Genomic DNA, 19,787 nt, shown 5'->3' with positions numbered 1-19,787 from the left:
AGGGACTCGGGGGAAACAGTTGAAGATGAAACGGCGGACCGGGCTAGGACCGCGCCCACGGCCGCAGCTTCTCCGGATTGCGGACCGCCCAGATCCGGGTGACGCGCCCGTCGGAGACGTCGAACGCGGCCACCGTCATGACGACGCCGTCCCGCTGGGCCACCAGGCCCGGCACGCCGTTGACCGTCCGCTCCAGGAGTTCGAGCCCCGGAGCCTTGTCGGCGATGGCGACCATGTACTGGGCGATGCGCGCGCCGCCCTCCACCGGGCGCAGGACGGTGCCGACCATGCCGCCGCCGTCGGCGGTCATCACGGCGGCCGGGTCCAGGAGCCCGACGAGGGCCGCGATGTCCTTGCTCTCCCAGGCCTCTTTGACGTGCCGCACCACGTCGGCCCGGCCGGACGCCGGCACCGGAGTACGCGCGGCGCCCACCCGCCGCCGGGCGGAGGCCGCCAGCTGCTTGCAGGCCGCGGGGGTCCGGCCGAGGACGCCGGCGATCTCGGCGAACGGATAGCGGAAGACGTCGTGCAGGACGAACGCCACCCGCTCGGCGGGCGTCATCGACTCCAGGACGACGAGGAAGGCCATGGACACCGACTCGTCCAGGACGATCTGGTCGGCGGGGTCCGCAGGGCCGGTGCCGCCCGCGCCGTCCCACTCGGTCCGGTCGGGCAGCGGCTCGGGCAGCCACGCGCCGACATAGCGTTCCCGGCGGGCCCGCGCCGAGCCGAGCAGGTCCAGGCAGATGCGGCCGGTCACCGTCGTCAGCCAGGCGCCGGGGGACAGGATCTCCTCCTGCCGGCTGCGGGGCAGCCCGTACCAGCGGGCGTAGGCATCCTGCACCGCGTCCTCGGCCTCGGTCACCGAACCGAGCAACCGGTAGGCGACATTGATCAGTCGGCGTCGCTCGCCGGCCGTCCCGTCCGTGCTGCTCCCGACAGTCCCCATGCTTCCGGCCGTCCCCCTCGCCTTACCTTTCGCAGGCCTGCCTCGTCGAGTTGGTGAGACCTTATCGATCGACTGCCCGAGGGCGGACAAGGGGAACTGACATGGCCACTCAGATGACGGCGACGACGGCGGACGCACGGCGCGGCGGCTCCTCGGTCCTGCGGATCGCGATCGCCCTGCAGACCCTGACCATCTTCCTCCAGGCGGTCTCCGCAGGGTTGCTGCTGACCTCGTCCTACGGAGAGACGCTGCACAGTGCCGGAGCCCGCGTGATGTACGGGGCGTCGATGCTGTACCTGCTCGCGGCGGTACTGGCGTGGAAGCCGGGCGGTGGCTCCGCCCGGCCGGTCTGGCACGCGTCGGGTTTCCTCGTCCTCGCCTCGGTCCAGGTCGTGCTGGGCATCGCGCACGTCCCATCGGTCCATCTGCCCCTGGGGGTCCTGATGTTCGGTCTCAGCGTGCTGGCGCTGGCCCGGCGCTGAGGTCCCGGTGAGTCAGGGGTGCCGCAGCAGTTCCAGTTCCGTGCCCCAGGCGTCGAGCACAGGATCGTGGCCCGCCCGCCGTGCCGCCTCCTCGATGTCGGCGAAGAGGGTGCGCTGGGTGGGCGGGTCGCCGTCGGCCAGGATGCGGCGGACGACCGGCAGGAGCAGGCCCGCGTCCCACCGGGGCTCGCCCAGCGGCTGCCGCTCCAGCTCCCACTGCAGGTACTTGTTGTAGGGCCGGACGCGGCGGTGCAGGGCGAAGAGCACCTCCAGCGCGTGGGGGACGGACTCGGCGGCGTCCAGGTGGCCCATGGCGGGGCGGCCGTCGCGGTAGCTCTTCAGGGAGCGGTAGGTCTGGTTGACGTACGCGTCGAGCCAGCCGTCGACGGCGGCCCGGGCCTCGGTGGCGCCCAGCGTCCGCTTCTCGTCGAGGATCCGGGCGATGGTCCCGTCGAGCCGGTCGAGCAGGACCTGGGCGTGGACGTAGGAGTAGCGCGCGAAGTGGTCGGGCCGGCCGGGCATGCCGCGGGTGCGGAACTCGGCCAGCTCGATGACCACGAGGTCCAGGTGGGCCGAGCGGAACCAGTCCAACTCGGCGATCGGCGAGGCGTGCTGGTCCCTGAGGATCACATGCAGGTCGTAGTCGGAGTGGACCGTCGGCATGCCCTCGTGGACCCGGGAGCCACTGAGGACCAGCCCGGCCACGCCGGGATCGGCGGCCGCCCGTGCGGTGAAAGCGGCCAGTGTGTCTTCAGGAGTGTTGCCCAAGGTGATGTGCATGGTGATGTCTCCCCGCGGAGCGTCAGGGGTACGGGTCGGGTTCGCGTCTGCGGTGTCCGGGACACCACGGGAGAGATCACCTCACGCTTCGGACGCTACCCCGTCCGCACCACCGACCGGTATCGGTTTCTTACGCCCGCGCGGGGACGGATGCGGGTGCGGGTGCGACACCCCTCGGTCGACGGGGGAGCCGTAAAGTTGCCGGGCGGCCAGGAAGCGGGGACACGGGGGAGGCGGCATGACGCACGGGGCGGCGCGGCGCGAGGACGCCGCCGACGAGGGCTTACACGGCACCCGTCCCCTGTGGCGGCAGCGGGACTTCGGCATCTTCTGGGCCGCGCAGACCCTCTCCGTGCTGGGCGACTCCTTCGCGCTGATCGCCCTGCCCCTGTTGGTGCTTCAGGCCACGGGATCGGTCGCGCGGATGGGGCTGCTGACGGCGGTGGGCGGTGCGGCCGCGGTCGTGGCGGCGGTGTTCGCCGGGGCCGTGGTGGACCGGGTGGACCGGCGCCGGCTGCTCATCGCCTGCGACCTCGTGCGCATGGTCCTGTACGGGGTGATCCCGCTGGTGTGGCTGTTCGGCCCGCGGATCTGGCTGCTGTACGCGGTGCTGCCGCTGTGCGAGGCCGTGGGGATGCTGTTCGCGGTCGGCTACGTCACGGTTGTGCGCGGCCTGGTCGGCACCGGGCAACTCACCGAGGCCAACGGCCGGTTGAACGCGACGGCCGCCGCCGCAGGGGTCCTCGGTCCGCTGTGCGCGGGACTGGTCGCCGCCTGGTCCGGTCCGGCCGCGGCGATCGGTGTGGACGCGGCCAGCTTCGGGGTGTCGGCCGCGTGCCTGTTCTTCGTACGGTTCCGCAAGCGCGCCCCGGACGAGCGCACGGACGGCAGCACCGGCCTGTGGCAGGACCTGCGCACCGGCGTCGCCTTCCTCCACGGCCACCCGGTGCTGCGCTCGCTCACCGCCCTCCTGTTCGTCTTCAGCTTCCTCACCCTCGGCCTGAACGACCTGGTCATCTACCACCTCAAGCACGACCTCGGCCATGACGACCAAACGGTCGGCACGGTCATGGCGGTCGGCGCGCTCGGCACCATCACCGGCGCCCTGCTGGTGGCCCGCATCCGCCGCCGCCTCGGCTTCGGACCGACGTGGACCGGTTCGGTCGCGGTGTGCGGGCTGGCCTTCGCCGGTCTCGGCTGGGCCCGGGACGTGCCGGTCGTGGCGGCCCTGAGCGCCGCGTTCCTCGCCTGCGTCGGCATGGCGGGCACCTGCTCGATGTCGCTGCGCCAGGAGGTCACTCCCGAGCACCTCCTGGGCCGCGTCACGTCCGCCTTCTGGACGCTTCAGTACGCGGCGGCACCGATCGGCGCGGCCTTGCTGACCTGGGCCGCCGAGGAGCAGGGCACGACCCCGGTGGCCGTGGCCGCCGGAGCGACCTGCGTCCTGCTCGCCGTGACGGCCCTGTTCACCCCGATCCGCGGGGCCGGCCGGTCACCCGTTGACCCCGCTGTAGTGCCGCAGACTCCACCGCCACAGCAGCCGGGATCCCAGGTACGCCAGCAGCCCGAGCAGCGGTGACGCCGCCGCCAGCCAGAACGGCACGCCCGTCGTGTGGCCGTGGCCGGTCAGGACCGCCGCCGGGAAGTAGGCGACGAACGCGAGCGGGAGCCCGTAGGTCAGGAAACCGCCCACCGCCTTGGGCAGGACGTTCAGCGGGTAACTGCCGAAGGTGCCGAGGAGTTCCTCGAGCCAGCGGCCCCATTGGTCGGCGGCCGGGAAGCGCAGGGCAGCGCTGGCCACGACCGTGAACAGGGCCGCCTCCAGCAGCATGCCGCCGAGCACGGCCGCGACCAGGTACGTGATCCGGCCCGCCGTCCAGTCCAGGTCGCTGCGGGACAGCGCCCCCACCATCAGACCGGCTGCGACCGTGAGGTCCCCGATGGCGTTGGTGGGGAAGAAGGCCAGCTGGATCTGCCGGTGGACCGGCATCGGGCGCATCAGGTAGATGTCGACCCGGCCTTCCTGGATCTGCCGGCCGGCCCAGTGCATCCGCCCGAGGAACAGTACGAACAGACCGTGCGCCAGCATGCGCGTCGCCGGGATCAGCAGCACGTCGGAGCTGTCCCAGCCGCCCATCCCGGCGAACCGGGACAACAGCACCGTGGCGAACACGATCACCGACACCTGCCAGATCGCGCCGATGGCGATCATCAGCAGGAACTCGGTGCGGTACTCCATCTGCGCGCGGAAGTTGAGCGCGGTGACGCGCCACACGATCCGCAGAGCCTTCACCGACATCTCAGCCTCCCTGCGAGATCACGCGCCGGGCGGCCCGCCGCCACAGCAGCCGGGTGAACAATGCCAGCACGACCACCCAGGCCGCCTGCACGGACAGCTGGAACGCCGCGTCGGACAGCGGGATCCGCCCCACGTACAGCGACAGCGGCACGCTCAGCGTGGCCTGGAAGGGCAGGAAGGCGCTCATCGTCACGAACCAGTCCGGGAAGAACCACAGCGGCGCGTACACCCCGGACAGCAGGTTCTGCGCGAACAGCAGGATGAGCATCGCGGCGGTGTTGCGGACCGTCCAGAAGCACAACTGGTCGAGCACGAGCATGACGTAGTAGAGGACCCACTGGCCCAGCAGCATGCTCAGCACGAACACCCCGGCCACCGAGGCCGAGCGGGGCGGCTCGACGACCCCCGCGGCCAGGCAGATCACGTATCCCGTCAGCGCCCACGCGAGCCCGTACAGCTGCTCGCCGGCGGCCCGCAGGGCGTAGTAGCGCTGCGGCGGCAGCGGCCGCAGGTACCAGTAGACGATGGTGCCGAAGTGCATGTGCTGGAGGACCGTGTCCCGGCCCGCGTACTGGTCCAGCTCCCGCAGCCGGGACGCCAGGACGGCCAGCACGGCGTAGGTCACCGCCTGGGCGCGGCTCAGGCCGGCCGTCGTGCCGGTCTGCGCGTACAGGCCGCGCCACAGCGACCACACCAGCACCACCTGGACGGCCAGCCGGAGCGCGACGGCGGTCATCCGGGGCGGGGCGTTCAACTCGCCGAGCGGGGTGACACGGGCGGCGCGCCAGGCGTGCAGCACGGCCATGTCAGACCTCCCCGACGTGCACGTACGCGGCCCGCATCACGTCCTCGAGGTCCGCCTCGTCCAGGGCGATGTCCGTCACCTCGAACCGCTCGATCACGGCCTTCAACGCCTGCTGGACGGTGGGCGCGTCCGCCCCGTCAGGACCGAAGACGACCTGCGCGCCGCCCCGCCTCAGCACGGTGATGCCGGGCGGCGGCACGACCTCGGCCTGCGCGTCGGCGAGCGTGGCCCGCACCTGCCAGGTCGAGCCGAACTTGCGGCGGATCTCGTCGAGGGTGCCGTCCAGGACCAGCCGTCCGTGGTTGACCAGCACCACCCGCTCGGCGAGCCGCTCGACCTCCGTCATGTCGTGCGTGGTCAGCAGCACCGTACGGCCGCGCTGTTCGACCTGGTGGCGCAGGAACTCCCGCACCTGCTCCTTGACCACCACGTCCATGCCGATCGTCGGCTCGTCCAGGAACACCACCGGCGGGTCGTGCAGCAGGGCGGCGGCCAGATCGCTGCGCACCCGCTGGCCGAGGGAGAGATGGCGGACCCGGGTGTCCCAGAAGGACGACAGGTCCAGGATCTCGTCGAACTCCTTCAGCCGGGCGGCGTGTTCGGCCTTCGGTACTTCGTAGATGTCCCGCAGGATCGCGAACGACTCGCGCACCGGCAGGTCCCACCACAGCTGGGTGCGCTGCCCGAACACCGCCCCGACGTTGCGGGCGTTGCGCTCCCGCTCCAGGTACGGCACCACGCCCGCGACCCGGGCCTCGCCGGACGTGGGCGTGAGGATGCCGGTCAGCATCTTGATGGTGGTGGACTTGCCGGCGCCGTTCGGGCCGAGCAGGGCGAGGAGTTCGCCCGGGGCCACGTCGAAGGTGATGTCGGTGACGGCGTGCTTGGCCACGCGCTCGGGGTTGACCAGGGATCTGACGGCGCCCAGGAAACCGGGGCGGCGGACGGTGGTGTGGAAGGTGCGGGACAGCCCCCGGACCTCGATGGCGGCACTCAACCGGCTCACCAACTTCCTTGCGGGGAAAGCAGGTGCGGCCGGTCGGCTTCGAGGGCCGACCGGCCGCGGATGACGCCCCGACCCTGTCGGAATGTCGATCAATTGGTCAATCGATTAATCGAGTTCTTACCTCGATTTCTCACCTGGTGGTCGAGAACACGAACGCGAACTGAGCCGGCTCGGCCTTCAGGAAGTACTGCGGCAGCGGACCCGGGCCGCAGGACTGCGAGCCGATGCCGTGCTGCCCGTGGTCGAGGTTGACCCACACCGTGTCGCCGGGCGTGAGGTCGGTGCGGTGCTGCGCCGCGTCCAGCTGCTCGGTGGTCCAGCGCCGGGCGGTGAACCAGAACTCCGGATCGCCCTCGATCCTGAGGCCGCCGAGCTCCACCCACCGGACGTCGGCGCGGGCGCCGTTCTCCTGCGGGCGGACGTACGGCGTCTGGAGCCCGTCCACCGTCGACTGCCAGCGGCCCACCATGGACGCCGCCCTGGTGTCCGGGTACGCCTCGCCCGGGCCGCCGCCGAACCACTCCACGGCGTCGGCCTCCGACAGCCCGAACCGGACGCCGAGCCGGGGCAGCGGCACCGTCCAGTCGCCTTCCGGTGTCACGGACACGTCCAGCCGCAGCCGCTCACCGTCGGACGTCCAGCGGTACACCGTGTCCAGGCCGACCTCGCGGGCGGCCGGCGCCACCCGGGTGCGGACCGTCAGCGCGTCGTCGCCGGCCTCGACCGAGACCAGGCGGTGCCGCATGCGGTGCAGGCCGAGCGTGCGCCACAGCGTTCCGTAGCGGGTGTCGGTCTGCCACTCCGCGCCGTCGTCGTTGTCGGTCGGCGCCCGCCACACGTCCAGCCGCGGGGCGCTCACCCCGACCCCGCCGATCGACAGCAGCGCACCGGTGCGGGCGTCGAACGCGGCCGGGCCGAGCGTGAACCGGTCCCCGTCGCGCACGGGCCGGTCGGTCGCCGGGAAGGTCGGCAGCGGCCGTGCCCCCGCGGCGAACTGCCCCCAGGCCACGACATGGCCCTTCGCGGCCCACAGCGTGTCGTCCGCGAGCAGCGCCCGCACGGTCCACTGGCGTTCACCGCCCCGGCCGTCGACCGGCGGCTCCGGCAGCTTCACCTCGGCGCTCTCGCCCGGCGCCAGCGCCGGCACCGACAGCGAGCCCGACTCGACCGTCTCGCCGTCCACCTGGCACGACCACTCGAAGGCCAGCGCGGACAGGTCGGCGAAGTCCTGCTTGTTGGTGACCCGCACGATGCCGTTCGCGCCGTCGCCCTCGATGTGGACCGGCTCGATCACCTTCTTGTACTCGACGAGGCCCGGCGACGGCGTCCGGTCCGGGAAGACCAGCCCGTCGCAGACGAAGTTCCCGTCGTGCAGCTCCTCGCCGAAGTCACCGCCGTAGGCGTAGCCCAGCTCGGCGTGCTTGACGCCGTGGTCGATCCACTCCCAGATGAACCCGCCCTGCAGCCGCTCGTACTTCTCGAACAGCTCCTGGTAGTCGGCGAGCCCGCCCGGGCCGTTGCCCATGGCGTGCCCGTACTCGCACTGGATGAACGGCAGTTCGCGGCGCCCCCGCGTACCGCCGTCGAGCCGCTGCCCGATCTTCTCCACCTCGTCGTGGAAGGCGTACATCCGCGAGTACACGTCGGTGTCGCGGCAGTTCCAGTCGCCCTCGTAGTGCACCAGCCGCTCGGGGTCGCGGTCGTGGATCCACTCGGCCATGGCGGTGAGCCCGCGGCCGGTGCCGGCCTCGTTGCCCAGCGACCAGAACACCACCGACGGGTGGTTCTTGTCCCGCTCGACCATCCGTGCCGCACGGTCCAGCAGGGCCGGGGTCCAGCGGTCGTCGTCGACCGGGTTGTCCCGCCAGTCCTGCTCGGTGAAGCCGTGGGTCTCCAGGTCGCACTCGTCGATGACCCACAGCCCGTACTCGTCGCACAGGTCCAGGAAGGCCGGGTGCGGCGGGTAGTGCGAGGTGCGCACGGCGTTGAGGTTGTGCCGCTTCATCAGCAGCACGTCCTCGCGCATGGTCTCCAGGTCGAGCGCGCGGCCCTGCTCGGGGTGCCACTCGTGCCGGTTGACGCCCTTGAAGAGGACCGCCTTGCCGTTGACCTTGACGAGCCCGTCCTCCAGGACGACCGTACGGAAACCGATCCGCAGCGGCACCCGCTCGCCGTCGGTGGCCAGCACACCGTCGTAGAGCTTCGGCGTCTCGGCCGTCCAGGGCTCGACGGCCACCGTCACCGGCTCGCCGGTCGCGACGTCGATGCCCAGGGCCGGGACGGTCACCCGCCCGTCGACGTCGGAGTCGACGCGCAGCGTGCCCTCGCCGGTGGTGTGGTCGTACGAGGCGTGCACGAAGAAGTCGCCGACGCTGCCCGCCGGGCGGTGCAGCAACGTCACGTCACGGAAGATGCCCGGCAGCCACCACTGGTCCTGGTCCTCCAGGTAGGACCCCGCCGACCACTGGTGCACGCGCACGGCCAGCACGTTCTCGCCCGGCTTCAGCAGGTGCCCGACCGCGAACTCGTGCGGCAGCCGGGAGCCCTTGAACTCGCCGAGCTCCGTGCCGTTCAGCCACACCCGGGCGCAGGACTCGACACCGTCGAACCGCAGCACCGCCCCGCCGTCCGAGGGCCAGTCGGAGGGCAGGTCGAAGACGCGCAGATGGTCACCGGTCGGGTTCTCCGTCGGGACGTGCGGCGGGTCCACCGGGAAGGGGTAGAGGTGGTTGGTGTAGATCGGGGACCCGAACGCCCCGTCACCCTGCAGGACCCAGTGCCCGGGGACCGTGACCTCGGCCCAGTCCCCGGCCTCGTAGCCCTCCTCGGCGAACGAGTCGTCCTCGGCGTCGATCGTCGCCGACAGCCGGAAACGCCAGCTGCCGTTCAGCGACAAGGACCTGGCGTCCGAGGACGCGTACCAGGCGCGGGGCGGCAGGGCTCCGCTGCCCGGGGAGACGTCCTCGACGTAGTCGACGGAGGTGGTGCGGAAAGACATCGGTCTCCTAGCTCAGCCCTTGATGCCGGTCTGGGCGATCCCCTGCACCAGCCAGCGCTGGAGGAAGAGGAAGACGAACACCAGGGGCAGGATGGAAATGGCCGTGGCCATGAAGATCAGGTGGTAGTTGACGGTCTGGTTCGTCATGTACGACGACAGTGCCACCTGGACCGTCCAGGCGCTCGGATCCTGGCCGATGACCAGGGGCCACAGGAAGGCGTTCCAGCCGTTGATGAAGGTGATCGTCGCGATGGCCGCGAAGAAGTTCAGCGAGTTCGGCACGACGACACGCCAGTACGCGCCCCAGTAGCCGAGCCCGTCCACGCGCGCCGCCTCCTCAAGCTCCTTCGGGAACCCCAGGAAGTACTGCCGGAACAGGAAGCACGTGAAACCACTGAAGAGGCCCGGGATGATGAGACCCCGGTAACTGTCCACCCAGCCGAGGGACGAGACGAGAACGAAGCTCGGCACGAACGTGACGGCCGTGGGGACCATCAGGGTGACCAGAACGGCGTAGAACACCTTGTTGGCGTGCTTGTACGGGATCCGGGCGAGGCCGTAGCCGGCGAGCGAGCAGATCAGCAGGATGCCGGCGGTGTGCAGGACGGCGACGACCACGGAGTTCCACATGGACTGAGCGAAATCCACGGTGACGTCGTTGAAGGGTTCGGTGAAGTTGCCCCACTGGATGGTGGTGGGGAACCACTTCCACTCCTCGCCCGTGATCTCCGGGTCCGTCATCAGCGAGTTGCGGACGATCAGGTAGAAGGGGACCAGGAAGAGGATCGTGGCGACGCCGGTCGCGATGTACAGACCGGTGTTGCCCATGACGCCGCCGCGCTTGGCCTTGACCGGCTTCGCGGCCTTCGTGACGTCGGGTGCTGTGGTGGTCACTTGGACTCCTCACCCCTTCCGAAGCCCATGATCTTGCCCTGGAACAGGGTCACGACGCAGATGAGCAGGGTCAGGACGACCGCGCCCGCGCTGCCCGCGCCGTAGTTCTGGTTCTGGCCGAGGGCCATCTTGTACAGCTCCACCAGCGGGGGCTGGCCCCAGGTGGCCTTGGCGAGCAGGTTGAAGAACTCGTCGAAGGCCTGGTAGGCGGCGATCAGCAGGAGCAGGATCACCGCGGTGGACGTGGCCCGCAGCTGGGGCAGTGTGATGTGCCGGAAGGTCTGCCAGCCCCGCTTGGCGCCGTCGATGGCGGCGGCCTCGTACAGCTCCTGCGGAATGTTCTGGAGTGCCGCCAGGAAAAGGATCATGAAGAAGCCCGACTGGAGCCACAGGCGGACGGTCACGATGACCAGCCAGTACCAGGGCGGATCGGGGTTGGCCAGCCAGGCGATGTTCTCGACGCCGAACCAGCCGAGCACGGTGTTCGCCAAGCCGAAGCGGACGCCGTTGAAGATGGACATCTTCCAGATCAGTGAGGCCGCCACATAGCTGACCGCGGTCGGCAGGAAGAACACCGAACGGAAGAACGCCCGCATGAACCGCAGCCGGTTCACCAGCAGGGCGAGTCCCAGCGACAGGGCCCAGGTGGCGGGCACGATGAACGCGGCGAAGACGGTGAACGTGACGAGGGAGTTCCGGAAGTTCGCGTCCGTCAGGATCTGCTTGTAGTTGTCGAAGCCGACGAACTCGCTCGGCGTGACGGTGAAGCGTGCCTCGAAGAAGCTGAGCCAGATGCTCCAGCCGATGGGCACGAAGACGAAGATCACCAGGCCGATGAGGAACGGGCCGGTGAAGAGCCAGAAGTTGAACGTGCTGTTCGCCCTCAGGCCCCGCCGCGGCCGGGTCTTGGAGACCTTGGCCGGGGCGGGCTGGGCGACCCCGCGCGTGGTGGTGGTCGACATGTCGAGATCCGTCCGGTGGTCTATCCGAAGAGCTTCTTGAGTTCGGCGTCGACCTTCTTCTCGCAGGCGTCGAGCGCGGCCTTCGGGTCGCCGTTCTTGCGGACGGTGTTGGCGATCACGTCCCAGAACGAGGCGATCATGGCCTGCGTCCAGCCGATGTTGTCGAAGTGACCGAACTCGTTGAAGAGCTTCACGCCCTCGGCCGGCAGGCCGGACTTCAGCTTGGTCGCGGACGCGGCGAGCGAGGTGCGCGGCGGGATGTGGAAGCCGTAGGAGGTGGCGAAGTCCTCCTGGTACTGCTTCTGGTCGATCCACAGCCACTTGACGTATTCCTTGGCCGCCTCGACGTTCTTGCTCTTGGCGTTGACGAACATCGACCAGCCGCCGTTGTAGACCGACTGCTTGCCGGCCGAGCCGACCTTCGGGAAGGGGAAGATGCCGATGTCGTCGCCGAGCGCCTTCTGCATGGCCGGCATGGCCCACATGCCGCACCACTGGATCGCGGTGAGGCCCTGGATGAAGGCCGACGGGTCCCAGGAGTCGGCGGGGGCGTCGAGGAGCAGGTTGCCGCTGGTGAACAGACCGCGCAGCTGCTTGAGGCCCTCGGCGACCGCGTCGGTGTTGAAGGCGGGCTTGTTGTCCGCGGTGAGCGTGTCGGCGCCGGCCGACCAGATCAGCGGGCGGTCCACCGAGGTCAGGTCGTTGCCGAGGAAGATGCCCTTGACCTTGCTGGTGGTCAGCTTGTCGGCAGCCTCGATCAGCTCCTCCAGCGTGGTCGGCACCTCGATCTTCGCCTTCTCGAACATCGAGGGCCGGTAGAAGAGGAACTGCGGGTCGTCGATCATCCGGACGCCGTATATCTTGCCGTCGACCGTGTGCGACTTGATGTCGGCCTGGTTGAAGTCGTCCTTGACCGGCTCGATGATGTCGGTCAGGTCGGCCACCTGCCCGCTCTTGACCATCTGGATCTGCGGGTGGAACTCGAAGACGTCGGGCGCGTTCTTGGTGAGCAGCGCGGCGAAGAGCTTCTGCTCGAAGTTGTTGCCGGTGATCCACTGCGTGGTCACGTTGGCGCCCTTGTAGGCCTTCGCGTACCGCTTGACGGCCTGCTCGACGCCTGCCTCGCCGTACGCGTGGAAGTACTGGACGAGACCGTCGCCCGAACCTCCGCTGCCCCGGCCGGTGTTGCTGCCGCACGCGGCGAGTCCGCCGGCGGCGGCCAGGCCCATCGCGGCCCGCAGTACGTTGCGGCGGTCCCAGTTCATGTTGCTCGATGCCGACATGCTGACGTCCTTGTCTCGAGTGCGGCTGCGGCTCTGCGGCTCACTGCCTGATGGCTCACGGCCCGGGGGCTCGCGCCAGATGGCTCAAAGAGAGGTGCGGTGCGGGACGCTAGAGCTTCGGCTAAGGCTTCGGCAAGGGGTTGGACGAAGTCTGTTCGAAGCGTTGTGTCCGGTTCGCGATTTCGAACAAGCGGGGATGGCGGAGGAGTTGGTTCCGCCGCTATGAGGGTGGAGCGGTGGTGCGGCTCCGTGCGCGGGGGGTGCTCTTCGCCGGGGTGGTGCGTTTGCCGTTCCGCTGCCCGACGGCCTGGAGCGCCCCTTCGAGCGCGAACGTCGCCGCGCCCAGGCACACCGGGTCGGTGGGGATCGGGGAGAGGACGATCTCGGTGGCGGCCAGCGGCCGCGGCAGCGCGTGCCGGGCGACGGCCTCGCGCACCTCGTGCAGCAGCGGTTCGCCCAGGGTGCGGGCGACCCAGCTGCTCAGCACGACGATCTCGGGGTTGAACAGGTTCACCAGGTCGGCGACGCCGGCGCCCAGATAGCGCGCGGTCTCGTGAACGGCCCGGCGGGCCACCGGGTCGTCCGCCGCGACCCCGCGGGCCAGCGCGTCGATGGTCGCCGTCTGGTCGTCCGGGTGCAGCAGCGCGCTGTCGGGGCCGACCTCGCGCAGGTTCAGCATGATGCCGCGCGCGCCGACGTAGGTCTCCACGCAGCCGTGGTTGCCGCAGCGGCACAGGCGCCCGTCCAGCACCATCGTGGTGTGGCCCCACTCTCCGGCGCTGTTGCTCACGCCGCGGTGCAGCCCGCCGCCCAGGACCAGTCCGGCGCCGACCCCGGTCCCGAGGTTGACGACCACGGCGTTCCCCCGCCCGCGCGCCGCCCCGAACCACAGCTCGGCCACCGCGCTGGCGCGCAGCGGGTTGTCCAGGTACAGGGGATAGGCGATGTGTTCGGTGAGCAGGTCGAGCAGCGGTACGTCGTGCCAGTCCCAGTTGGGCGCGTACTCCGAGGTGCCGGTGGCGCGGTCCACCTGCCCCGGCACGCTCACCCCGACTCCGAGCACCCGGGCGCCCTCGATACCGGCCTGCATGACCACCGAGCCGACGGCGGTCGCCACGTGGCCGACCACCTGCTCCGGCAGGCTCTCGCCGGCACGGACGTCCTCCTCGGCGCGGGCGAGGACGTTCAGCCCCAGGTCGAACAGCTCGACATGGACGTAGGTCTCGGCGATGTCGACGCCGATCAGCGCGCCCCCCGAGGAGTTGACCGCCACCAGGCCCCGGGGGCGGCCGCCGGCCGAGTCCTCGAAGCCGACCTCCGTGATCATGCGGAGGTCGAGCAGCTCGCCGACGAGTGTGGCGACCGTGGCCAGACTGAGGCCGGTGGCGGCCGCCAGCTCCTGCCGGGAGGTCGGTGACTCGGCGATGATCTGGCGCAGCACCTCGTAGCGGTTCGCGGTGCGGATGTCACGTGACGTGCGCTTCACCGGGGTGCCCATCCCTTCCCAGGCCGGCTCGGGCCGGGTCGACGTCGGCACCGGCGCGGCGCAAGGCTATGGGCTGCCGGGACTTTCGACAAGGGGTTAGGAAAGGGGCTTTATAAAGTGCGGCCCTGGTAAGGGCCGGTCATGGCCGGTTGGCGCCCGACGGCGGCCCGCTCATCATGCCTCAGCGGGTGGCCGGGGACGTCAATGCCGGTCCTCCACGGCCCCGCTCGCGGGGCACGCCGCCGCCTCGCTCCGGGGTGCCGTGCTCGCGACGGCAGCCGCGAGCTGCTGCTGCACCGGCTCGGGCAGCGTGCTGCCGTGCACCGTGTCCACCAGGTCCCGGGCCAGCTGGTGCAGCTTGGTGTTGGTGTTCTGGGAGGTCCTGACCAGCACGCTCCAGGCCGCCTCGGGGCTCAGGCTGAAGGAGGCCATGAGGATGCCGCGGGCCAGGTCGATGGTCGGCCGGGTCTGCATGGCCCGCCGCAGCTGGGCGACTTCGGCGCGGAGGTCCTCGTCGTCGGCCGCCCCCGGGGCGGGCTCGTCGTCGTCGGCGGGGGATACCTGGTGCGAGCCCGGCGCCGTGAACAGCTCCCGGGTGCCGGTCAGGTCGAGCAGGCGCTCCACCGCGCGGCCGCTGGAGCGGACGGCGACCGTCTTGCCCTGGTCGAGAGCGCGCATGCGCAGGTCCAGCAACATGTTGAGGCCGGAGCAGTCGCAGAACCCGATCGCGTCCAGCCGCAGGTCGATGCCGCTGCCCGACAGTGTGAGGATGTCGTGCAGCTCTGGCAGCAGCCGCCGGCTGCCCAGGTCGAGTTCACCCCACACGGTGACGGTCATCCGGTCGCCGTCCGGTGCGACGTCCATGGTCGCCATGCACGGCGGGATCTCCGCCGGCGCGCCGGCGCCCGCCGCGGATACGGCGCCCTCCTGGGTGTGAGACCGCGCAGAGTGCGCAGCGTCCGGCATGGCCGCGTTCTCCCTTGTTAGTTCGCCGTGCCTCCGTGTTCCAGCGTTGCCCCTCTACCCCACACCCGTCAACCAATACATGAAACGAAGTACGTGTTTTTGAATGCGTGTACGTCTGGTCGGTAGAGTTGGGGCATGGATGGAGTGCCCGAGCCACACACCGGATGGACGTTTCTCACCAACCATGCCCGGGTGCTGGCAGCAATCGCCGACAACCACAGCGCCCGTATCCGGGACATCGCGGCCCACTGCCGGCTCACCGAACGCGCCGTCCAGAAGATCATCGCCGATCTGGAGCAGGACGGTTACCTCTCGCACACCCGGGAGGGCCGCACCAACACGTACCGGATCGACCCCGGCAAGGTGCTCCGTCACCCCGCCGAGGCCGGTCTGACCGTGGCGTCGCTGCTCTCCCTGCTCGTCAAGGACGAGGCCGACCGCGCCACGACCCTCGGCGACCACAGCCGGCCGCACGCCACGACCTGACCCGCGGACCCGCTACGCCTCCCTCAGCACGTCCCGCACGAAGGCGTTGGCGAACGTCCCCTCCGGGTCCAGCTCCCGCGCCAGCGCCCGGAAATCGCCGAGCCGCGGATACAGCCCGCGCAGGTCGGACGCCGGCACGGTGAACACCTTCCCCCAGTGCGGCCGCGCCCCGAACGGCTCCAGCGCCTCCTCGACCCGCCGCACCACCGGCAGCACCGCCGGCGTGTCCTCGGCCCAGGTGAAGTGCGCCGCCACGGTGTCCCGGCCGTAGGAGGGGCTCAGCCACTGGTCGTCGCCGGCGACCGTACGCACCTCGCAGGTCTGCAGGACGGGCGCGATGGTCTCCCGGATCGCGTCGAGCGCGTGCAGCATCTCGACGGCGTGCCCGCGCGGCAGCAGGTACTCCGACTGCAACTCCGCCCCGCTGCTCGGGACGAACTCCGCCCGGAAGTGCGGCAGCCGCTCGTGCCACGGCCCCGGCACACCGAACTGCTCGGTGCAGTTGACCGCGGGCATCCCCGGCACGGGGTGCATCTTCTCGCTGGCGGGAGCGGCCCAGGGGAAGGCGGGCAGCGGCTGGTCGGAGCGCCGCTTGAGCCACACCTGCCGGAAGCCCGGCCCGCGCCAGTCGGTGAACAGGCTGACGCTGTACGCCGTCGCCATCACCGTCTCGAACGTCCCGGAGTCCAGCCCCGCGAAGGGCAGTTCGGTGAACACGTGCTGCTCGACCTCGAAGGTGGGTTCCAGATCGAGGGTGAGCGCGGTGACGACGCCGAGCGCGCCGAGCGAGGTGACGGCCCCGCCGAACCGCTCCTCGTCCCGGCCTATCGTCACCGCCCCGCCGTCCGCCGTGACCAGCTCCACCTCGCGCACGGCCGCCGAGAGCGGGCCGTTGAGCACGCCCGAGCCATGAGTGCCGGTCGCGACCGACCCGGCCACCGAGATGTGCGGCAGGGAGGCCATGTTGTGCAGTGCGAGCCCCTGCCCGTGCACCCTGCGGGCCAGCTCCGCGTAGCGCACGCCGCCGCCGACCCGGACCGTGCGGGCCGCCGTGTCGACGTCCACCTCCGGCGGCAGGTCGGCCAGCGACAGCAGGACGCCCTCGGCGCCCGGCTCGGCGATCTCGTTGAACGAGTGTCCGCTGCCCAGCACCCGCACCCGGTCGCTGTCGGCGACGAGCGCGCGCAGCGCGGTGAGCGAGCCCGGCCGGTGCAGTTCCTTGGCCGCGTAGGTGATGTTCCCCGCCCAGTTGGTCACGGTCCCGTTCATCGCGTCGTCCTTCCCCGAAACAGCGGGGACCGGGACAGCCCCCTGCCGGAACCTACCCCGGCCCGTCGCCCGTTGCCGCTGCCGCCCGGCTCGGTCTACCGTGAAGAGACGGTAGAGAGCGTTTTCTACCGGCGTTCCGAACGAGCCGTCCCCAGCCCTTCGTCCCCAGCCCTTCGTCCCCAGCCCTTCTCCGAGCCGGAAGGCCACCTCCTTGAGCCAGCGCTCCCAGGCACTGTTCGCCATGACCGCCGAGAACGTGCCGCAGGTCTTCCCGCCCGAGGTGCTGGCCCGGCTGCAGGAGGCGGTGGACATCGATCCGGCGCTCGTGGCACGGGACTTCGCCGACCCGGGCGTGCGCGAGGCGCTGGCCGGGACCGAGATCCTGGTGACCGGCTGGGGCTGCCCCCGGCTCGACGAGGCGGTCCTCGACGCGGCTCCCCGGCTGCGCGCCGTGCTGCACTCGGCCGGTTCGGTCAAGTCCTTCTCCACCCCCGAGATCTGGCGGCGCGGCATCGCCGTCTCCTCGGCCGCCGCCGCCAACGCGCTGCCGGTCGCCGAGTACACCCTCGCCATGATCCTGCTCGCGGGGAAGGACGTCCTCGCCGCCCGCGACCGGATGCGCGCCACCCGCACCTCCTCCGGCTGGGGCGTCGTCCCCGGTATCGGCAACTACGGCCGCCGCGTCGGTGTCATCGGCGCCTCCCGCATCGGCCGCCGCGTCCTCGAACTGCTCCGCCCCTTCGATCTGCGGCCCGCCCTCACCGACCCGTACGTCGACGAGCGGGAGGCCGCCGCGCTCGGCGTCCCCCTGCTGCCGCTGGACGACCTGCTGCGCACGTCCGACGTCGTCACCGTCCACGCGCCCGAGACGCCCGAGACCCACCGCATGATCGGCCGTCGTGAACTGGCGCTGATGCCCGACGGGGCGGTGCTCATCAACACCGCGCGCGGCGCCCTGGTCGACCACGACGCCCTCGTGGCGGAACTGCGCGCCGGGCGCCTGACCGCGATCCTCGACGTCACCGACCCCGAGCCGCTGCCCGCCGACTCTCCCCTCCACGACCTGCCCGGAGCCTTCGTCACCCCGCACCTCGCGGGCTCCCAGGGCAACGAGCTGGCCCGCCTCGGGCTGACGGTCGCCGAGGAGGCGGAACGGCTGCTGACCGGGCGAAAACTGGCATACGCGGTCGACCTCGCGACACTGGAGCGCGAGGCTTAGGACGCGTGGACTGTTCCTGGGTCAGGGCCATGACCCCAGGGCGTGGCCTGCGAGGACGATGCACAGCACCAGTTGGACCGCTCCGATGAAAGGGTGGCCGAGCCGCAGCAGCAGGATGCCCGTCACTCCCACTGCCAGGGCCAGGGCGCCGAAGCACAGCAGTGGTGCCCAGTCCGTCGGTGGTGCGCAGGGTGCCGTCTGCCCGGCGCAGGCGTCCATCCGGCCCAGCCCCCGTACCGCGAGCAGGAGCACGACCAGAAAACCGGCCGCCACGTCCGCCACCAGCACGAGCAGCAGGAGGCATCCTGCGGTGAGCGCATCAGTCCCGGCGGCGGGCTGCTTGTCGGCGTGTTCTGGCATGTCCATATCGTCGTGCGGAACCCACCCCTCCATCCGGGTCGTCGCGAACTTGCAACCCAGGCGTACCCAAAAGGGACATTCGCCCGAGTCAGGGGGGCCCGGTACCGGCCTCGCACACCCATGGGCATACCGTGAGGAGTCGTACGTTCGAACCGGGAGGAGACACGGCATGGGCAGCGGCAGCCGTACCGCGCTGGTCGAGGATCTGATGGAGCGGTTCCCGCACGTCCCGCGGGAGGCCGTCTTCAAGGAGGACCTGCTCCGGGGCGGCGTGGCCTTCGACCCGTCCGCGCTCAGCGACAACGAGGGCGGCGAGGTCAAGCCGAAGTCGTACTTCATCTTCTCCTTCGACCACGGCACCCTGCCCGAGCTGGGCGAGGCCGCGCTGCGCCGGCCGCCCGAGGAGATCATCCTCACCGGCGGCCCCTACGACCTGCGCCGGACCGTCGTCTCGGTGCGGGTGAACCCGTCCTCGCCCTACCGCGTCGCCGCCAACGAGGACGGCGTGCTCGGCCTCTACCTCGACGGCAAGCGCATCTCCGACGTCGGCGTGCCGCCGATGCCCGAGTACTACCGGCACACCCTCGCCAGCGGGAAGTCGGTCATGGAGGTGGCCCCGACCATCCAGTGGGGCTACCTGATCTACCTGACCGTCTTCCGGGTCTGCCAGTACTTCGGCGCCAAGGAGGAGTGCCAGTACTGCGACATCAACCACAACTGGCGCCAGCACAAGGCCGCCGGGCGCCCCTACACCGGGGTGAAGGACGTCGAGGAGGTCCTGGAGGCCCTGGAGATCATCGACCGTTACGACACGGCGAAGACCTCCACCGCCTACACCCTCACCGGCGGCGCCATCACGAAGACCGTCTCCGGCCGCGACGAGGCCGACTTCTACGGCCACTACGCCAAGGCCATCGAGGAGCGCTTCCCCGGCCGCTGGATCGGCAAGGTCGTCGCCCAGGCGCTGCCGCGTGACGACGTCCAGCGCTTCAAGGACTACGGCGTGCAGATCTACCACCCCAACTACGAGGTGTGGGACGAGTACCTGTTCAAGATGTACTGCCCGGGCAAGGAGCGCTACGTCGGCCGCGACGAGTGGCACAAGCGCATCCTCGACTCGGCGGAGATCTTCGGCGCGCGCAACGTCATCCCCAACTTCGTGGCGGGCGTGGAGATGGCCGAGCCGTTCGGCTTCACCTCGGTCGACGAGGCCATCGCCTCCACCACCGAGGGCCTGCGCTTCTTCATGTCGCACGGCATCACGCCCCGCTTCACCACCTGGTGCCCGGAGCCCACGACGCCCCTCGGCAAGGCCAACCCCCAGGGCGCGCCGCTGGAGTACCACATCCGCCTGCTCCAGGCGTACCGGCAGACCATGGAGGACTTCGGCCTCTCCTCGCCCCCCGGCTACGGTCCCCCCGGCGCCGGCAACGCGGTCTTCTCCGTCAGCTCCTTCATGGACAGCCTCCCGGCGGACGAACCCACCGCTGTTTGATAACGCTTCGATGACGTCGTCCATCATTGCGGTACGGCGTTGAGTCAC

Annotated in this window: 18 protein-coding genes; 5 read left to right on the top strand and 13 right to left on the bottom strand. The window is 70.5% G+C overall.

Annotation, left to right across the window (positions count from 1 at the left end):
- Positions 1 to 43: 43 nt before the first annotated feature.
- Positions 44 to 949, bottom strand: a complete 906-nt coding sequence (gene sigJ / locus MQE23_RS10285) for an RNA polymerase sigma factor SigJ (RefSeq protein WP_243378941.1) — start codon at positions 947 to 949, stop codon at positions 44 to 46.
- A gap of 101 nt (positions 950 to 1,050) precedes the next feature.
- Between sigJ and MQE23_RS10280 the strand changes: the two genes are divergently transcribed.
- Entirely contained in the window at positions 1,051 to 1,431 is a 381-nt protein-coding gene (locus MQE23_RS10280) for a hypothetical protein (protein ID WP_243378939.1), read from the top strand.
- Positions 1,432 to 1,443: 12 nt separating this feature from the next.
- Here the strand turns inward: MQE23_RS10280 and MQE23_RS10275 are convergent, their stop codons facing one another.
- The gene (locus tag MQE23_RS10275; protein WP_243378938.1) at positions 1,444 to 2,211 is read right to left on the bottom strand and encodes a hypothetical protein; all 768 of its coding nucleotides are present in this window, start codon (positions 2,209 to 2,211) and stop codon (positions 1,444 to 1,446) included.
- 238 nt (positions 2,212 to 2,449) lie between these two features.
- Between MQE23_RS10275 and MQE23_RS10270 the strand changes: the two genes are divergently transcribed.
- Entirely contained in the window at positions 2,450 to 3,790 is a 1,341-nt protein-coding gene (locus MQE23_RS10270) for an MFS transporter (protein WP_243378936.1), read from the top strand.
- Here the strand turns inward: MQE23_RS10270 and MQE23_RS10265 are convergent.
- The 9 genes from MQE23_RS10265 to MQE23_RS10225 form a co-directional block, all read right to left on the bottom strand.
- On the bottom strand, positions 3,704 to 4,510 hold the full coding sequence (locus MQE23_RS10265; RefSeq protein WP_037671858.1) for an ABC-2 family transporter protein: 807 nt from the start codon (positions 4,508 to 4,510) through the stop codon (positions 3,704 to 3,706). The two genes, MQE23_RS10270 and MQE23_RS10265, sit on opposite strands and share 87 nt — an antisense overlap.
- A 1-nt stretch (position 4,511) precedes the next feature.
- Positions 4,512 to 5,315, bottom strand: a complete 804-nt coding sequence (locus MQE23_RS10260) for an ABC-2 family transporter protein (protein ID WP_020275452.1) — start codon at positions 5,313 to 5,315, stop codon at positions 4,512 to 4,514.
- Between the two features lies 1 nt (position 5,316).
- Positions 5,317 to 6,312: an ATP-binding cassette domain-containing protein gene (locus MQE23_RS10255; RefSeq protein ID WP_243382565.1), complete on the bottom strand. Its 996-nt coding sequence runs from the start codon at positions 6,310 to 6,312 to the stop codon at positions 5,317 to 5,319.
- A 139-nt stretch (positions 6,313 to 6,451) separates the two neighbouring features.
- The gene (locus MQE23_RS10250) at positions 6,452 to 9,319 is read right to left on the bottom strand and encodes a glycoside hydrolase family 2 TIM barrel-domain containing protein (RefSeq protein WP_243378935.1); all 2,868 of its coding nucleotides are present in this window, start codon (positions 9,317 to 9,319) and stop codon (positions 6,452 to 6,454) included.
- 12 nt (positions 9,320 to 9,331) lie between these two features.
- Positions 9,332 to 10,213: a carbohydrate ABC transporter permease gene (locus MQE23_RS10245; RefSeq protein WP_020275449.1), complete on the bottom strand. Its 882-nt coding sequence runs from the start codon at positions 10,211 to 10,213 to the stop codon at positions 9,332 to 9,334.
- Complete coding sequence (locus tag MQE23_RS10240; protein WP_020275448.1) at positions 10,210 to 11,175, bottom strand: sugar ABC transporter permease; 966 nt, start codon at positions 11,173 to 11,175, stop codon at positions 10,210 to 10,212. The genes MQE23_RS10245 and MQE23_RS10240 overlap by 4 nt, the downstream gene beginning before the upstream one ends.
- Positions 11,176 to 11,195: 20 nt before the next feature.
- Positions 11,196 to 12,458 (bottom strand): sugar ABC transporter substrate-binding protein, encoded by a 1,263-nt coding sequence (locus MQE23_RS10235; RefSeq protein WP_020275447.1) that lies wholly within the window; start codon positions 12,456 to 12,458, stop codon positions 11,196 to 11,198.
- A 220-nt stretch (positions 12,459 to 12,678) separates the two neighbouring features.
- A complete protein-coding gene (locus MQE23_RS10230; protein WP_243378934.1) occupies positions 12,679 to 13,944 on the bottom strand; it encodes an ROK family transcriptional regulator in 1,266 nt (421 codons plus the stop codon).
- A 201-nt stretch (positions 13,945 to 14,145) separates the two neighbouring features.
- A complete protein-coding gene (locus tag MQE23_RS10225) occupies positions 14,146 to 14,910 on the bottom strand; it encodes an ANTAR domain-containing protein (RefSeq protein ID WP_037671853.1) in 765 nt (254 codons plus the stop codon).
- 135 nt (positions 14,911 to 15,045) lie between these two features.
- Here MQE23_RS10225 and MQE23_RS10220 point away from each other — a divergent pair, with 135 nt between their 5' ends.
- Positions 15,046 to 15,396, top strand: coding sequence for a helix-turn-helix domain-containing protein (locus tag MQE23_RS10220; RefSeq protein ID WP_243378933.1), 351 nt, complete (start codon positions 15,046 to 15,048; stop codon positions 15,394 to 15,396).
- A 12-nt stretch (positions 15,397 to 15,408) separates the two neighbouring features.
- Here MQE23_RS10220 and MQE23_RS10215 read toward each other — a convergent pair whose 3' ends face one another.
- The gene (locus MQE23_RS10215) at positions 15,409 to 16,665 is read right to left on the bottom strand and encodes a D-arabinono-1,4-lactone oxidase (RefSeq protein ID WP_243378931.1); all 1,257 of its coding nucleotides are present in this window, start codon (positions 16,663 to 16,665) and stop codon (positions 15,409 to 15,411) included.
- 211 nt (positions 16,666 to 16,876) lie between these two features.
- Here MQE23_RS10215 and MQE23_RS10210 point away from each other — a divergent pair, with 211 nt between their 5' ends.
- On the top strand, positions 16,877 to 17,884 hold the full coding sequence (locus MQE23_RS10210) for a hydroxyacid dehydrogenase (protein ID WP_243378930.1): 1,008 nt from the start codon (positions 16,877 to 16,879) through the stop codon (positions 17,882 to 17,884).
- Between the two features lie 21 nt (positions 17,885 to 17,905).
- On the opposite strand, the gene MQE23_RS10205 is transcribed toward MQE23_RS10210, so the two are convergent.
- Positions 17,906 to 18,244 (bottom strand): inner-membrane translocator, encoded by a 339-nt coding sequence (locus MQE23_RS10205; RefSeq protein WP_243378929.1) that lies wholly within the window; start codon positions 18,242 to 18,244, stop codon positions 17,906 to 17,908.
- Positions 18,245 to 18,413: 169 nt separating this feature from the next.
- On the opposite strand from MQE23_RS10205, the gene MQE23_RS10200 reads away from it, so the two are divergent.
- Complete coding sequence (locus tag MQE23_RS10200) at positions 18,414 to 19,739, top strand: radical SAM protein (RefSeq protein WP_020275439.1); 1,326 nt, start codon at positions 18,414 to 18,416, stop codon at positions 19,737 to 19,739.
- Positions 19,740 to 19,787 lie beyond the last annotated feature (48 nt).

The sequence above is a fragment of the Streptomyces sp. HP-A2021 genome, from assembly GCF_022807935.1.
GTDB classification, from domain to species: domain Bacteria; phylum Actinomycetota; class Actinomycetes; order Streptomycetales; family Streptomycetaceae; genus Streptomyces; species Streptomyces afghaniensis.
Note: the sequence above shows the minus strand (reverse complement) of the source record. Positions and strands in the feature narration are given on the sequence as shown.

Bases quoted from the DNA above. Each gene is read 5' to 3' on its own strand.
- MQE23_RS10215 (WP_243378931.1), bottom strand. From the start codon at position 16,665: ATGAACGGGACCGTGACCAACTGGGCGGGGAACATCACCTACGCGGCC.
- MQE23_RS10235 (WP_020275447.1), bottom strand. From the start codon at position 12,458: ATGTCGGCATCGAGCAACATGAACTGGGACCGCCGCAACGTACTGCGG.
- MQE23_RS10240 (WP_020275448.1), bottom strand. From the start codon at position 11,175: ATGTCGACCACCACCACGCGCGGGGTCGCCCAGCCCGCCCCGGCCAAG.
- MQE23_RS10260 (WP_020275452.1), bottom strand. From the start codon at position 5,315: ATGGCCGTGCTGCACGCCTGGCGCGCCGCCCGTGTCACCCCGCTCGGC.
- MQE23_RS10225 (WP_037671853.1), bottom strand. From the start codon at position 14,910: ATGCCGGACGCTGCGCACTCTGCGCGGTCTCACACCCAGGAGGGCGCC.
- MQE23_RS10220 (WP_243378933.1), top strand. From the start codon at position 15,046: ATGGATGGAGTGCCCGAGCCACACACCGGATGGACGTTTCTCACCAAC.
- MQE23_RS10280 (WP_243378939.1), top strand. From the start codon at position 1,051: ATGGCCACTCAGATGACGGCGACGACGGCGGACGCACGGCGCGGCGGC.
- MQE23_RS10200 (WP_020275439.1), top strand. From the start codon at position 18,414: ATGGGCAGCGGCAGCCGTACCGCGCTGGTCGAGGATCTGATGGAGCGG.
- MQE23_RS10265 (WP_037671858.1), bottom strand. From the start codon at position 4,510: ATGTCGGTGAAGGCTCTGCGGATCGTGTGGCGCGTCACCGCGCTCAAC.
- MQE23_RS10205 (WP_243378929.1), bottom strand. From the start codon at position 18,244: ATGCCAGAACACGCCGACAAGCAGCCCGCCGCCGGGACTGATGCGCTC.
- MQE23_RS10250 (WP_243378935.1), bottom strand. From the start codon at position 9,319: ATGTCTTTCCGCACCACCTCCGTCGACTACGTCGAGGACGTCTCCCCG.
- MQE23_RS10275 (WP_243378938.1), bottom strand. From the start codon at position 2,211: ATGCACATCACCTTGGGCAACACTCCTGAAGACACACTGGCCGCTTTC.
- sigJ (WP_243378941.1), bottom strand. From the start codon at position 949: ATGGGGACTGTCGGGAGCAGCACGGACGGGACGGCCGGCGAGCGACGC.
- MQE23_RS10270 (WP_243378936.1), top strand. From the start codon at position 2,450: ATGACGCACGGGGCGGCGCGGCGCGAGGACGCCGCCGACGAGGGCTTA.